Origin of the sequence: Noviluteimonas lactosilytica (genome assembly GCF_020866925.1) — a bacterium.
GTDB classification, from domain to species: Bacteria; Pseudomonadota; Gammaproteobacteria; order Xanthomonadales; family Xanthomonadaceae; genus Noviluteimonas; species Noviluteimonas lactosilytica.
Genome location: NZ_JAJGAK010000005.1, coordinates 105,760 through 121,000, shown reverse-complemented (window position 1 = coordinate 121,000; position 15,241 = coordinate 105,760). Strand labels below are relative to the sequence as shown.

At 68.0% G+C, this 15,241-nt stretch carries 10 protein-coding genes; 6 read left to right on the top strand and 4 right to left on the bottom strand.

Annotated elements, in window-relative coordinates; genetic code table 11:
- Positions 1–2 precede the first annotated feature (2 nt).
- From lpxA to LK996_RS16035, 3 genes are all read left to right on the top strand, one after another.
- Positions 3–785 carry an acyl-ACP--UDP-N-acetylglucosamine O-acyltransferase gene (gene lpxA / locus LK996_RS16045; protein WP_230528383.1) on the top strand — a complete coding sequence of 261 codons (783 nt, stop codon included), beginning with the start codon at positions 3–5 and terminating at the stop codon, positions 783–785.
- A gap of 3 nt (positions 786–788) precedes the next feature.
- The gene (gene lpxB, locus LK996_RS16040) at positions 789–1,952 is read left to right on the top strand and encodes a lipid-A-disaccharide synthase (RefSeq protein WP_230528382.1); all 1,164 of its coding nucleotides are present in this window, start codon (positions 789–791) and stop codon (positions 1,950–1,952) included.
- Positions 1,953–2,079: 127 nt separating this feature from the next.
- Positions 2,080–2,733, top strand: a complete 654-nt coding sequence (locus LK996_RS16035; protein ID WP_343225889.1) for a ribonuclease HII — start codon at positions 2,080–2,082, stop codon at positions 2,731–2,733.
- On the opposite strand, the gene LK996_RS16030 is transcribed toward LK996_RS16035, so the two are convergent.
- Positions 2,730–4,952 carry a winged helix-turn-helix domain-containing protein gene (locus tag LK996_RS16030; RefSeq protein WP_230528381.1) on the bottom strand — a complete coding sequence of 741 codons (2,223 nt, stop codon included), beginning with the start codon at positions 4,950–4,952 and terminating at the stop codon, positions 2,730–2,732. The two genes, LK996_RS16035 and LK996_RS16030, sit on opposite strands and share 4 nt — an antisense overlap.
- Before the next feature lie 176 nt (positions 4,953–5,128).
- On the opposite strand from LK996_RS16030, the gene LK996_RS16025 reads away from it, so the two are divergent.
- Positions 5,129–6,430, top strand: a complete 1,302-nt coding sequence (locus LK996_RS16025) for a vanadium-dependent haloperoxidase (RefSeq protein WP_230528380.1) — start codon at positions 5,129–5,131, stop codon at positions 6,428–6,430.
- A 26-nt stretch (positions 6,431–6,456) separates the two neighbouring features.
- Here LK996_RS16025 and LK996_RS16020 read toward each other — a convergent pair whose 3' ends face one another.
- Positions 6,457–6,864, bottom strand: coding sequence for a winged helix-turn-helix domain-containing protein (locus LK996_RS16020; RefSeq protein WP_230528379.1), 408 nt, complete (start codon positions 6,862–6,864; stop codon positions 6,457–6,459).
- A 244-nt stretch (positions 6,865–7,108) separates the two neighbouring features.
- Between LK996_RS16020 and LK996_RS16015 the strand changes: the two genes are divergently transcribed.
- On the top strand, positions 7,109–7,729 hold the full coding sequence (locus LK996_RS16015; protein ID WP_230528378.1) for a YkvA family protein: 621 nt from the start codon (positions 7,109–7,111) through the stop codon (positions 7,727–7,729).
- Between the two features lie 137 nt (positions 7,730–7,866).
- Entirely contained in the window at positions 7,867–11,403 is a 3,537-nt protein-coding gene (gene dnaE, locus LK996_RS16010; protein WP_230528377.1) for a DNA polymerase III subunit alpha, read from the top strand.
- Between the two features lie 23 nt (positions 11,404–11,426).
- Here the strand turns inward: dnaE and LK996_RS16005 are convergent, their stop codons facing one another.
- Together LK996_RS16005 and LK996_RS16000 are read right to left on the bottom strand one after the other, a co-directional pair.
- Positions 11,427–12,761: an RICIN domain-containing protein gene (locus tag LK996_RS16005; protein WP_230528376.1), complete on the bottom strand. Its 1,335-nt coding sequence runs from the start codon at positions 12,759–12,761 to the stop codon at positions 11,427–11,429.
- Positions 12,762–12,901: 140 nt separating this feature from the next.
- The gene (locus LK996_RS16000) at positions 12,902–15,139 is read right to left on the bottom strand and encodes a glycoside hydrolase family 31 protein (protein ID WP_230528375.1); all 2,238 of its coding nucleotides are present in this window, start codon (positions 15,137–15,139) and stop codon (positions 12,902–12,904) included.
- Between the last annotated feature and the right edge of the window lie 102 nt (positions 15,140–15,241).

Genomic DNA, 15,241 nt, shown 5'->3' with positions numbered 1-15,241 from the left:
CGATGACCGCGCAGGTGCATCCCACCGCCGTCGTCGATCCGGGTGCGCGCCTGGGCGCGAACGTGCACGTGGGTGCATACACCGTCATCGGCCCCGACGTCGAGATCGGCGACGACACCGTCGTCGGTCCGCATTGCACCATCACCGGGCCGACCCGCATCGGGCGCGCCAATCGTTTCCACGGCCACGCCGCGATCGGCGGCGATCCGCAGGACAAGAAATTCGCCGGCGAACGCACCGAACTGGTGATCGGCGACGACAACGTCGTGCGCGAGTTCGTCACCATCAGCCGCGGCACGGGCCACGACAAGAGCGTCACGCGCATCGGCAACGGCAACTGGCTGCTCGCCTACGTGCACGTCGCGCACGACTGCCTCATCGGCGACGGTTGCGTGTTCTCCAACAACGCGACGCTCGCCGGGCATGTCGAAGTCGGCAACCAGGTGATCCTGAGCGGCTTCGTCGGCGTGCACCAGTTCTGCCGCATCGGCGACCACGCGTTCGTCGGCATGGGCGCGTTCGTCAACGGCGACGTGCCGCCGTTCCTGATGGTCGCGCAGGAAAGCTACGGCCGCCCGCGCGGCATCAATACCGAAGGCCTGAAGCGCCGCGGTTTCGACGCCGCCCGCGTCTCGGCGATCAAGCGCGCATACCGTGCGCTGTACCTCTCGGGCGCGAAGCTCGACGAAGCCATCGTGCAGTTGGGCGAGCTCGCGCAGGAAAGCGACGACGTGCGCGCGATGCTCGATTTCATCAGCAGCGGCGAACGCCACCTCCTGCGCTGACGCATGGACGCCCGGCCCCTCCGCATCGGCCTGGTCGCGGGGGAAACCTCCGGCGACCAACTCGGCGCCGGCCTCGTCGAGGCCCTGCGCGCGCGCTTCCCGAACGCATCGTTCGCCGGCATCGGTGGCGATCGCATGCGCGCGGCCGGGTTCGACGCATGGCACGACGCATCGGAACTCGCGGTGTTCGGCCTCGCCGAAGTCGTCGCGCACCTGCCGCGCCTGCTGCGCGTGCGCTGCGACCTGCGCGAACGCATGCTCGCGTGGAAGCCCGACGTGTTCGTCGGCATCGACGCGCCCGACTTCAACCTCGGCGTCGAGAAGTGGCTGAAGCAACGCGGCGTGCGCACCGTGCACGACGTCAGCCCGTCGTTGTGGGCCTGGCGGCAATCGCGCGCGGCGAAGATCGGTCGCAGCGCGGATCGCGTGCTGTGCCTGTTCCCGATGGAGCCTGCGATCTACGCGCAGCACGGGGTCGACGCGCGCTACATCGGCCATCCGCTCGCCGACGCACTGCCGCTCGAGCCCGACCGCAACGCCGAGCGCGCGGCGCTCGGCCTGCCGCAGGATGCGCTCGTGCTCGCAGTGCTGCCGGGTTCGCGCCTCGGCGAGATCCATCGCCTCGGCCGCATTTTCTTCGAGGCGGCCGCGCAGCTGGCCTCGTCGCTGCCCGACCTGCACATCGTCGTGCCCGCCGCCAACGCCGCGTGCCGCCGCGCGATCGATGCGGTGGCGCCGACGAGTCTTGCCAACATGCACGTCCTCGACGGCCAGGCGCAGCAGGCGATGATCGCGAGCGACGCGGTCCTCCTCGCCTCCGGCACCGCGGCGCTCGAAGCGATGCTGTGCAAGCGGCCGATGGTCGTCGGTTACACGCTGTCGGACCTGACCCACGCGATCGTGCGCACCTTCGGCCTGCTCAAGGTCGAACACGTCTCGCTGCCCAACGTGCTGGCCGGCGAACCGCTGGTGCCCGAACTGCTGCAGGACGACTGCACGCCCGAACGCATCGCCGGCGCGCTGCTCCCGTTGCTGAGCACGCCCGAGCCCGGCCTGCTGCTGCAGGCGCGCTTCCGCGACCTGCACCTGATGTTGCGGCGCGATGCCTCCGAGCGTGCCGCCGACGTCATCGCCGAACTGCTCGCACCCGCCGAACCTGTTGCGTGAATGCGTCGGCGACCCGCAAAGTCCACCGCGAAAGCAAAAGCAAAAACAGGGGTCAGAGCACCTTTTCCGGTGGAAAAGGCGGTCTGACCCCCGCGTCCACCCTCGAACCTCGTCGCGATTTGATTGCATGTCTTTTGAACCCGCCGCCGACGCGCCTTCCATCGCGACTTCGATCGCGCGCTTCGCCGGCGTCGATGAAGCGGGCCGCGGACCGCTCGCTGGGCCGGTCGTGGTCGCCGCGGTGGTGTTCGCCCCGGGCCGCACGCCGATCAACGGCCTGGCCGATTCGAAACAACTGCAGGCCGATCGCCGCGCGGAGTTGTACGAGCTCATCGTCCGGCGCGCGATCGCGTACAAGATCGTCAGCGTCGAAGTCGAGGACATCGACCGCCTCAACATCTTCCACGCCACCATGCTCGGCATGCGCATGGCGGTGGAAGGCGTGCTGCACGCGTGCGAGTTCGCGCGCATCGACGGCAACGCGATCCCGCGCGACCTGCCCTGCCGGGGCGAAGCGATCGTCGGCGGCGACGCCACCGAGCGCGCCATCATGGCCGCCTCGATCCTCGCGAAGGTCACCCGCGACCGCCACATGGTGCAACTGCACCAGCAGTGGCCGCAGTACGGCTTCGACGAGCACAAGGGCTACTCGACGCCGCAGCACCTCGCCGCGCTGCGCGCGCACGGGCCGTGCCCGCAGCATCGAAGGAGCTTCACGCGGGTTCGGGATGCGTTGCAGGGGAATCTGATTCCGCTCGCCGACGTCGAAACGCAGGACTAACGCGCGACCATCGCCGCACTGGTGCCCGCCTTCCCATCGCCCGCGATGATTCGGCGCTGCGCCAGCGCGATCGAAGCCAACCGTTCCTTGCGCTGCGCGAATGCGGGATCGCCGTCGAGCTCGCGCCACGGCAAGTCGTGCGAGAGAGAGAGGATGTCGGTGTAGCCTGCGTCGATCGCGCGGTCCAGCTCCAGGATCGCCGTCTTGCCGTCGCCGCGCATCGCCGCGATCTGCGCGGCTTGGTAGCGGACCCACGGGAATGCGAACCCGTTGCCGCGCATCGTCGCGAGGTGGCGTGCCGCCGCATCGACGACGGCATCGCGACGCTCGCCCACGGGCAACAACGCGGCGTAGTTCAGCAGCTGCGCGCTGTGGATGAAGAAGCCCTCGCGCATCACCGGATCCTCGTCTTCCCAACCGCTCTCGTACACGCGCGAGAATTCGGCAAGCGCCGCCTCGCGCTGTCCCGCCATGGCGAGGCTCTGCGCAATCAGCGCGTGCTGCAGCAACGACAACGAAGGTGACACTTTTGCGCTTCGCAACCACATGACTGCGCCCTGCGGGTCGCCGACGGCATGGAACCACCAGGTATGCGAGACGAGGTACTGCGGCGTGTCGAGGAAGCCTGCATCGGCGAGCGCCTGCTTCGACTGGGCGGTTTCGCCGAGCCACGAGAGCACCAGCGCGATGCTCAGCAGATAGCCTTTGTCCTCGGGATCGAAGCCGTAGATTTCTCGCCAGCGGGCGATGCCACGGGCAGGTTCCGCGTACAGCACATCGATCTCGGCGGAGATCCAGTTGACCCGTCGCAGTTCCGGATGATGCACATAGATGGCCGGCTCCATCGCGCGGGCGATGTCGGGCTGACCGTTGAACGAGTGCGCCTGCATCAGCATGCACTGCAACCAGCCCACTTCGGGGTGCTCGCGCGCGATACGCGCGAGTTCATCGCGCCACTTCGCGAAATGGCCGCGCATGGATTCCATCTCCGCAAGCGACGCGCGCGGACCCAGCAGCGTCGGCTCGATCGCCAGCGCGCGGCGATAGGCCGCCTCGGCTTCCGCCAGGTGGCCCTGGATGCGCATGAGGTCGCCCTGCTTCGCCTGGCAGTGCGCCGATGCGGGATCGAGCCGCAGGCCACGGGTGATCGCCTCGCGCGCGGGCGGGATCGCGTTGTCCTTGCTGTCCAGCGAGTTGAATGCCGGCGAGAGATACATGCCGCCGAGGAAGCACCATGCGTCCGCGTTGGAAGGATCCAGTTCGATCGCGCGACGGAATGCGGCGGCCGCGTCGCGCTGGTCCTGCAGCGTGAGTCCCTTCCGCGCACGCAAACCACTGCGCACCATCGCTTCGGAATCGAAGATGCCGCTGGATTGCAGGAGCGCTGCACTGTCGGGGCGCAATGCCTGCACGATGTCCTGCTGCACGGCCAGCACCGTGTGCAGCATGGTCGTAAGCTTGAGCGGATAGACACGATCGAAGGGCGCATCGGCGTTGCGCATGTGCACGCGCAGCTGTCGCTGGTTCACACCGCCCGCGACTTCCGCGGTCAGTACGATCGCGTCGCCGCGCGCCTGTCCGCGTTCGACGCGAAGGCCCGGCAGCATGCGCAGGCGTTGCAGCACGCCGCTTTCCAGCGCGCGCACCGGCGGTTCGAGATCGGCCGCATCGCGCGGGACTTCGAACGGCACCAGCACGACCTGGGTCGGTGCGCGCGCGACGAGTTCGCCCGGCGCCGAGGCCTTGTCGCGCGATTGCCACGCGAGTCCGCCGATGAGGACGAGCGCGACCAGGCATGCGGCGATCGCCAATGTGCGCCTGTTGAGCGACCGCGGCCGTGCTTGCGGCTGCGACGGCGGCTGCGACGGCGGTTCGTCGCCGACGACTTCGGCGGTCGAGGCTGCCTCGACAGGCGCCACGAACCGATAACCGAGCGTATGCACCGTCTGCACGAAGCGCGGCGATTCGGCGTGGTCGCCGAGCGCCTTGCGCACCTGGCCGATGCAACGATTGAGCACGGCGGGCGTGACGTGGCGATGGCCCCAGACCGCATCCAGCAGTTCATCGCGACTGCGCATCTGCCCCGCATGCGCGAGCAGGTCCTGCAGCACCGCGAACGCCTTCGGCTCGAGCTCGACCGGACGGCCGTCGACGACCAGCCGGTGGCGCGCACCGTCGAGTTCGCCCCCCTCGAAGCGATAGACGACCCCGTCGCTCATCGACCCTCCCGGTCGCGCACTCCCCGAGTAACGGCCACGCGCACGCGCGTCGGACATGCGCCCCAACGATTCCCTCGGCGTTTCCGAAGCGTTTCCTCAAGACCTCGCAGGCCCCGCGCGAACAGCATCGCCTCCCTGGCCGGTTCCCGCCGGCCATCACCGGAGGAGACACGGCAATGACCAGTACGCGAATCCGAACCCTTCCCCCGCTCGCAGCACTCGCGACCGCCCTGCTCGCAGGACTGCCGCTCGCCGCGCACGCGGACCCCGTGCTCGATTGGAGCCGCATCGTCAGCGAAACGCCAATCGGCCCGCCGCCGCTCGCTTCGCGCGTGATCGCGATGGCGAGCCTGTCGGTGCACGACGCGCTCAATGCCATCGACCCACGCTACGAGTCGTACGGCACGATCCCGGCCGCACCGGCCGGCGCGTCGCCCGACGCCGCGGTCGCCACCGCCACGCGCGACATCCTCGTCTCGCAAGTGCCGGCGCAGGCGGCGACGGTCAACGCGAAGTACGCCGCCTTCATGGCCACGCTCGGCCCGTGCCCGGCGCAGCATCCGAACTGCATCGCCGATGGCATGCAGGTCGGCGCCAACGCCGCGGCCGCGCTGATCCAGATGCGCCAGAACGACGGATCGACGACGCCGGACGTGCCGTACACGACGGCGCCGGGCATCGGTGTCTATCAACCGACGCCAGGCGTCGCGGCGCCGCGCTTCGAAGGCTGGCAGTACGTGCGCCCGTTCGGCATCAACAGCGCCAGTCAGTTCCGCGCCGACTGGAACGAAGTGATGAACGTGCGCAGCGACAGCTACACGCGCGACTACAACGAAGTGAAGTCGGTCGGCAACGCGCTCGTGCGCGGCAACGCGCCGAACTCCGAGCAGAGCGACATCGCGCGCTTCTGGCCGGGCGGCGGCTACGACTTCCACGCGATCGCGCGCACGATCGCGACCGGCAAGCCGATGGACAGCTGGGAGCGCGCGCGCCTGTTCGCGCTGGTCGACATGGGTCAGGCGGATACGCTGATCGGCGTGTTCGACACGAAGTACGTGTATCGCTTCTGGCGTCCGGTCACCGCGATCCGCTGGGCCAACGACGGTAATCCAGGTACGCCATCCGATGCTGCCTGGACGCCCTTCCTGGCAACCCCGCCCTACCCGGACTACACCTGCGGGTTGCCGAACGGCGCGGGCGCCGGCGCGGAAGTGTTGCGCCGCTTCTTCGGCACGGACGAAGTGCCGTACTCGGTGACGGTCAATGCAGCCGAAGTCCCGCTGCCTGCGCCATTCCCGGGTCCGTTGCCGGCGAAGCAGATCACCCGCAGCTTCGACACGCTCACGCAGGCGGCCAGCGAATCGGTCGATGCGCGCGTGTACGCGGGCATCCACTTCCGCGTCGGTTGCACGCAGGCGGTCAGGCAGGGCGCGAAGGTCGGCCGCTTCGTCTACCAGCATTGGCTGCGCCCGCTGTGACGCGGGCCTGCTCCGGTGCGGCCGGGCTACGACGGGCGTCCGTCGGATCCGTGTCCGTCGGCCATGTGGCCGTCGGACAGGAGTCCACCGGCGCCGTCGTGGCCCGCGTCGCGCTCGGGCTGGACCATGAAGCGGTAACCGCGGCCGTGCAGCGTCTGGATGTAGCGCGGGTTCGATGCATCGTCGCCGAGCGCGCGCCGCAGCTGGGCGACGATGCGATTGAGGACGCTCGGCGTGACGTGGCGATGGCCCCAGACCGTATCGAGCAGGCGTTCGCGTTCCATCGCCTCGCCCGCGTGCGACAGCAGTTGCAACAGGACCGCGTGGGCCTTGGGTTCCACGCCGATCATTCGATCCCCGCGACGCACGCCGATCGGGCGCGCACGCACCTCGACATCGTCGAAACGATAGATCGGTTCCTGCTGCTCGCGCATGGATGTCGGTTCCTGCATCACGTCTGGCCCAACGCGCAAACCCGGACATCCCGGCTACCGCCGGTCGGGACGTTGGGCACCCCGACTTCCGACCGGAGACATCCGAATTGCAACGGAGCAGACTGACCCTGCATCCAACATGGAACGGGAACCGCCGAAAACACGGCCCCCCGCTCTCACTTTCGGTCGCGCGCCGCGCCGGCCGGCGCACGACGACCTTCACGTCCGGCACGGGAGGTGCGCCATGCGACTATCCGCCCCCACCATCACCGACGATCCGTTGCCGCTGTCCTTCGGGACCGAAGCAGGCGCGCCGGGGCCGGCACTGCGCCCCGAAGCGGTCGCCCAGTTCGACGCGCTGCTGCACGAGCTCTACCCCGATGCCGTGCGCGTGGACGCCGACCGGGTGCGCAACCTGTGCGTCTGGCTGGCATCGATGCCCGCCCAGGCCGCGCAGGACGTGCTCGACCGCCGCCTGCGCCGCATCGAGGAACTGCGCCACATGCTCGACGACGACTGCTGGGATCCGCCCGACGCGGTCCGTGCGCGGTTGGCCAAGATGCTCGGCTACCTCGACCAGGCCGAAGACCTGATCCCCGACCACGAACCGTTGCTCGGCAAGCTCGACGACGTGCTGCTGCTCGAACTCGCGTGGCCGGCCTTCGCCTCGGAAGCGGAGGACTACCGCGACTTCTGCGCCTACCGCACCGAGCACGGCCCCGCCGGCACCGGCGACGAACAGCGCGCCGCCTGGATCCGCGACCGCCTGGCCGAAATCCAGCTGTGGCAGCACCACATGCGCGTCAACGCGAGCCACTACAGCTACAAGGGCCATGCGGAGGCGCCGTTCCGTATCGGAAGCTGAAGCGGGAAAAGGGAAACAAGGAGCGGGAAACGGGATGGACACCTTGACTTCGGCCGAAAGTCGATCGGCCGAAGCAAGCGTTCGAATCCCGTTTCCCGTTTCCCGTTTCCCGTTTCCCGCTCTTAAACTGACGAGGCATGCCTGCCCAAGCCTTCGCCCACCTCCATCTTCACAGCGAGTACTCGCTCGTCGACTCGACCATCCGGATCCCGGAGCTGGTCAAGCGTTGCGTGCAGCAAGGGCAGCCCGCGGTCGCGATCACCGACCAGAACAACCTGTTCGCGCTGGTGAAGTTCTACAAGGCGGCCGAAGGCGCCGGCATCAAGCCCATCGCCGGCGCCGACCTGTTGCTCGCCGACGGCGATGAAGCGCCGACGCGCCTGACCGTGCTGTGCCGCGATCGCGATGGTTACCTCTCGCTGTCGCGCCTGCTCACGCGCGCGTGGATGGAAGGTCATCGCAACGACGGCGTGGTCGTGCGTCCGCAGTGGTTGCAGGACGAGAACACGGGCCTGTTCGTGCTCGCCGGTCGCAACAGCGAAGCCGGGCGCCTGGCCGCGGCGGGCAAGCACGAACTCGCCGAACAATGGCTCGCGCAATTGCAGCAGTCCACCGGCGAACGCCTGTTCCTCGAACTCACGCGCACCGCGCGCGAAGGCGAGGACGCGTTCAACGCGTTCGCATTGCACGCGGCATCGCGTCGCGGCATGCCGGTGATCGCGACGAACGACGCGCGCTTCCTCGACCAGGACGGCTTCGACGCGCACGAAGCGCGCGTGTGCATCGCGACCGGTCGCGTGCTCGACGATCCCAAGCGCCCGAAGGACTACACGAACGAGCAGTACGTGAAGTCGTCGGAGCAGATGTCGGAGCTGTTCGCCGACGTGCCCGACGCGATCGACAACGCGATCGCGCTCGCCACGCGCTGCAACCTGGAACTGCGCCTGGGCACGTACTTCCTGCCCGCGTTCCCGGTGCCCGACGACGAAACGCTCGACAGCTGGATCCGCGTGCAGGCGCGCGAAGGTCTGACCAAAAGGCTCGAGAAGCAACCGATCGCCGCGGGCCACACGCGCGAGGGTTACTTCGAGCGCCTGGATCTCGAACTCGACGTCATCGTGAAGATGGGGTTCCCCGGCTACTTCCTGATCGTCGCGGACTTCATCAACTGGGCGAAGGACCATGGCATTCCCGTCGGGCCGGGTCGCGGTTCGGGTGCGGGTTCGCTGGTCGCGTGGGCGCTGGGCATCACCGACCTCGACCCGATCCCGTACGACCTGCTGTTCGAGCGCTTCCTCAATCCGGAACGCGTGTCGATGCCCGACTTCGACATCGACTTCTGCATGGACCGGCGCGACGAGGTCATCGACTACGTCGCCGCGAAGTACGGCCGCGACCGCGTCAGCCAGATCATCACCTACGGCACCATGGCCGCGAAGGCCGTGGTGCGCGACTCCGGCCGCGTGCTCGGGCATCCGTACGGCTTCGTCGACGGCATCGCGAAGCTGATCCCGAACACGCTCGGCATCTGCCTCGACGATGCGCTCGGCGAATCGGACGCATCGAAGAAGAACCCCGAGCTGTCGTCGGTCGAACTCATGCAGCGCATGCAGTCCGAGGACGACGTGCGCGACTTGCTCACGCTCGCGCGCGACCTCGAGGACCTGACGCGCAACGCGGGCAAGCATGCCGGCGGCGTGGTGATCGCGCCGAGCCCGCTGTCCGACTTCTGCCCGCTGTTCGCCGAACACGACATCGAAGGCCGCGGCAAGAATCCGGTCACGCAGTTCGACAAGGACGACGTCGAATCGATCGGCCTGGTGAAGTTCGACTTCCTCGGCCTGCGCACGCTCACGATCATCGACTGGGCGGTGAAGGCGATCAACGCGCGCCGTTCCGTGCTGCGCGAATCGCCGCTCGACATCACCGCGCTCGAACTGAACGACAAGAAGACGTACGAACTGTTCGCGCGCGGCGACACGGTCGCGGTGTTCCAGTTCGAATCGCGCGGCATGCGCGAGTTGCTCAAGCGCGCCAAGCCCGACACCTTCGAGGACATCATCGCGCTCGCCGCGTTGTTCCGCCCCGGCCCGCTCGGCTCGGGGATGGACCGCGACTGGGTCGATCGCAAGCACGGCAACGCCGAAGTCACCTATCCGCACCCGCTGCTGGAACCCGTGCTCTCGCCGACCTACGGCGTGATCGTGTACCAGGAACAGGTGATGCAGATCGCGCAGGTGCTCGCGGGCTATTCGCTCGGCGGCGCCGACCTGCTGCGCCGCGCCATGGGCAAGAAGAAGCCCGAGGAGATGGCGAAGGAGCGCGTCAAGTTCGAAACCGGCGCGGCGGAGAATGGCGTCGACGCGAAGATCGCATCGCCGATCTTCGACCTGATGGAGAAGTTCGCCGAGTACGGCTTCAACAAGTCGCACTCGGCCGCGTACGCGCTCGTCGCCTACCAGACCGCGTGGCTGAAGGTGCACTACCCCGCCGAGTTCATGGCGGCGGTGTTGTCCTCGGACATGGACAACACGGACAAGGTCGTCGGGTTCCTCGACGAAGCGCGCGCGCTGGACCTGCTCGTGCTGCCGCCCGACGTCAACGCGTCGGTGTACATGTTCGAAGCGAAGGATCCGAAGACGATCCGTTACGGCCTCGGCGCGGTGAAGGGCGTGGGCCGCGGCGCGTGCGAAGCGATCGCGGAGGAACGCGCGCGCGGCGGGCCGTTCGCCGACCTGCTCGACTTCCTCAAGCGCGTGGATTCGTCGAAGCTCAATCGGCGCGCGCTCGAAGCGCTCGTCAACGCGGGCGCACTCGATGCGCTGGGCCGCAATCGCGCGTCGCTGATGCTGCAATTGCCGGAAGTGCTGAAGGCGACCGAGCAGCTCGCGCGCGAACGCGAAGCGGGCCAAGTGTCGTTGTTCGGCGCGATGCCGGAAGCGCCGACGCTGCACCTGTCGCTGCCCGAAGCCGACGAGTGGCCGCTGCTGCAGAAGCTGCAGGGCGAACGCGAAACGCTCGGCCACTACCTCAGCGGCCATCCCCTCGACCCGTATCGCGACGAACTGCGCGGCCTGGTCGGCCACGACCTCAGCGACCTCGATCGCCTGTGGAGCGAGCGACCCGACTCCGAACGCAAGGGCTGGCGCCCGGAAATGGCGGTGGTAATCGCGGGGCAAGTCATCGGCATGCGCAAGCGCGGCGACAGCCAGGCGTTCGTGCAACTCGAGGACGGACGCGGCCGCATCGAATGCGCGTTCTTCGCCGAGGCGTACTACAGCTTCGCGCAACTGCTGACGCGCGATCGCATCATCGTCGTCGAAGGCGGCCTGCGCGAAGACGAATTCAGCGGCGGCTTCTCGCTGCGCGCCAAGCGGTGCTGGGATTTCTCGCAGGTCTGCACGCAATTCGCGCAGCGCCTGTCGGTCATGCTGGACCTGCGGCAGAAGGATGCGCTGGCGCAGTTCGAAAAGGCGCTGCACGCGTATCTCCCGGGCGCGACGCCGCTGCTGCTCGAAGCGATCACCGCGACCGCCGTCGGACGTTTGAGCATCAACGGCGGCCAGGGCGTGCGCACGGATGCCGCGTTGCCCGGCGTGCTGCGCAGCCTGCCGGGCGTCAGGACGGTGCGGCTTGCGTTGGCGAAGCCGTGGGCGGTGCGCTCCGCAGAGTGAGTCGCACCGCCCTGTGTGCGGCCTCAGCTCCAGTACCACCGCCAGATCGACGTGGGCACGGCGTTCGTGCAGTGCTCCGTCACCAGCCACGTGCCCGCCGCGCTGGCGCCGTTCTGCGAATTCAGGCACTTGCCCGTGCGCGCGTTGATGAACTGCATGCCGCTCGACGATGCCTGCGTCCGCCACCGCTGGCTCGCATCGTTGGGATCGCAACTGACGAGCGCTGCGTACTGCTGACCGTCGTTCCAGTCGAGCGCGGTGACGCACAGGCTCTTGTCGCCATTGGGTTGGATGACGAACTGGCCGTTCCACTTGTCGCCGAAGCCGATCGTGTACGCCGGCGCGAAGGTGTAGCGCGAGTGGGGCGAGGTCGCGTCGCAGGGCCCGAGCACGCCCCAGAAACCGGTGTCCGTGATGCAGAAGCTGTCCTTGTTCCTGACCACGCCGCCGCTGGCGGGTTGCGCCTTCGCGCGCTCGGCGTCGGTGCGCAGGCGCCATGCCTTGGCGACGTCCGGACCGCCCCACGTGCAGTCGGCCATCACCGCAGGGCCGCCCGCAGGCTGGATATCCATGCAAAGCCACGTCGAACGATTCACGATCCACGTGTAGTGGGTGCGGCCGTCGACGCCCAGGAACTCCCATTCGCTCGCGTAAGAGCCGTCGCAGTTCCGCTCGATGACGCGTGCGCCCTTTCCCGAATGCTCCGGGAACAGGCACAGGTTATTGAGGTTGCGCAGATTGAAGACGCCGTTGAACTGCGTCTTCACCAGCCGCCACTGCTGCGACGCGCCCATCGGGACACAGCGACTACCGGACGTGCTGCGGGCCCATGTCACAGCATCGACGCGTGTCTCGAGGCATTCGACGTAATCGGGCACCGGGTCGAAATACTCGGTGCGCCTGACGAACTGGTACGGCTCGTCGGGAATGTCCAGGATCGAGCGCACGTTCGACGGCAGCACCGACGTCGACAGCTTCACCTGCGCAAACGCCCGCGCCGTGATGACCTCGATGAAGTACTTGCCCGGGGCCGGGTCCTTGAATTGGCACAACTCGTCGTTGCCGACGCCGAACTGCCCGCAGAGGAGCGTGCCGTTCGGCGCGTCCTTGCGCACGATCAGGTCCGCGTCGCCGTAGCCGTCGTGCAGGAGGATGCGGATATCGAGTGCACCGTTCGTTTCGAACCAGAAGCGGCTCTCTCCCGAGCCGCTCGTCAGGTTGTCCAACGTCACCGTGAACGATTCGCGCGTGTCGAAGACCAGTTGCGTGCCCCATTCGGGCGGTGTTTGCGCGATGGCGGGTCCCGCCACGCAGGCGAGGAGGAGGCCAGCGAATCTTGCTTGCAACATCCGGAACATGGCGAAGACTCCTTGGGGAGGAGTCCTGAGTGTTCTCGCTTTGCAAGCACGCACCTAGGCGACGCGGACGCGACTTCCCGCGCGACGATTCCCGGCGCATCGCACGACAGATGCGTCGGCACACATCGAACACCGCCTGCTTAGCGAAGCGACACTTCCCAGTCGGTCTTCGCACCTTCGATGCGTTCCACCTGCGCCGCCCCATCCGCGCGATGCAACACAACCTCGACCGCCTTCCACCACGGCGCGAACGGCGCGTGCTCGCTCGTCGCGCGCACCGTCATCGCGCCATTGCGCACTTCGCACGCGAACCTGATGCGCAGGAACGCGCCGCGCTCGTGCGCGCGACTGCGCCCGTCGTCGTCGTACAGCGTGCCGTCGCACGCAGCCTTCGCATCGGGCCACCACACGTGCACCGACAGCGGACCCTTCGGCGTCTCGCCCGTGTGCTGCACGATCGCCTGCATCGGCACGATCGCACCCGCGCGCACGAAGACCGGCACGTCGCCCGGCGCGGGATCGAACGTCACTTTGTCCGTGTACGCCTTCCCGTCGCGCATCCCGTACCAGGTGCCGGGCGGAAGCTGCACCACGTGCGCATCGAGACGTTCGCTCACCACCGGCGCGACGAACAGATCGCGACCGAACAGGAACTCGCGATCGCTGCCGCCCGCCTTCGGATACTCGAACCACACCGGCCGCGTGATCGGCGCGCCCGTGCGCGTGTTCTCTTCGGCGAGCGTGTAGAGGTACGGCATCAGGCGATAGCGCTGCTCGATCGCCGCGCGACGCGATGCTTCGTGCTCGGGGCCGTCGACCCACGGCTCGTGATCGCGCGTGTCCGTCGCCGCGTGGCTGCGATACACGGGCTGCCATGCGCCGAGTTGATACCAGCGCGTGAGCAGGTCGGGCGCCGGCGAACCGATGAACCCACCGATGTCGTCGCCCGACAACGCCATGCCCGACACGCCGAGGCTCAGGATGTTCGGCACCGATTGGCCGAGGTGGTGCCAGCTCGCGGTGTTGTCGCCGGTCCACGTCGCCGCGTAACGCTGCGTGCCCGGATACGCCGCGCGCGTGAGCACGAACGGGCGTTCATCGGGGCGCAGCTTCGACAAACCGTCGTACGTCGCCTTCGCGTTGAGCATGCCGTACACGTTGTGCAACTGCGCGTGCGTGCGCGTCGTGCCGTCGTCGAGGCGATGCACGACGTCGTCCGGCATCGTGCCGCCGGGACCGTCGAACACCGACGGCTCGTTCATGTCGTTCCAGAAACCCGCCGCGCCCATGCGCACGAAGTCGGTGTACAGCCCGCCCCACCAATCGCGCACCCGCGTCAGCGAGAAATCGGGAAACACGCTGTCGCCGGGCCACACCTTGCCGACGTACACCTCGCCGTTGCGCTTCACGAACGCATCGGCCGCCATGCCGCTGTCGAACGGCGCGTAGCCCGGCTGCTTCGCGATGTGCAGGTCGGTGATCAGCACGGTGTGGAAGCCGTCGTCGCGCAGGTCGCCGATCATCCCTTCGAACGACGGGAACGCCTTGCGATCGACGGTGAACGGCTTGTTGTTGTCCTGGAAGCCGATGTCGAGCCAGATCGCATCGGCGGGGATCTTCTTCTCGCGCAACTTGTCCGCGACTTCGCGCACGCGCGCCTCGGGCAAGTAGGTGTAACGCGATTGCTGGAAGCCCAGCGCCCATTTCGGCGGCAGCGGCGTGCGGCCGGTGAGCGCGGTGTAGCGTTGCAGGACGTCGTGCGGCGTGGGGCCGTCGATGACGTACCAATCGACGGGACTGGCGGCGGTCACGCGAATCGCGTCGGGATCGGTTTTGCCGACATCGATCGTCATGCGCGCCGTGTTGTCGATCAGCACGCCGAATGCCATGCCATCGCGCACGACGATGAAGAACGGGATCGACTTGTAGAGCGGATCGCGCGCGGCATCCCACGCATACGCGTCGGTGTTCCACATCGTGAAGACGCGACCGCGGCGATCACTCGGGCCGGACTTGTCGCCGAGGCCGTAGACGCGATCGCCGGGGGCCAGCGACAAACGCAGCCCATTGTCATCACGCCGCGCCGTGAACAGCGCCGTGGTCGGCGGCTTTCCAGGCGTCGAGGCGATCGCGTCGCCACCGGTCGCGAAGGCGAGCGTGCATGCCGGATCGGCGACGCCCGCGCGCAGCCCCGACTTCGGCAGATCCTCGGCGATCGCTTGCGTTGCCCAGGACGCCGGCGCCTCCGCATCGGAAGGCGGCACGCGCAGCACGCCCGGCGCCACGAGGTCGACGCGCGGCATCTGGAAACAGGCCTGCGCCATCGGCGCCGCACACAACAGGCCCACCGCCGCCCACATCCGCCAACCGATCCCCATGCCCCACACCCTTTCCGTGACGAGCCGCAGAGCATACCCATCCGCACGCCTCGGTACGGTCCGGGCACGTGGGCTACACTCCCCCACCTTGCCTTCACGTGG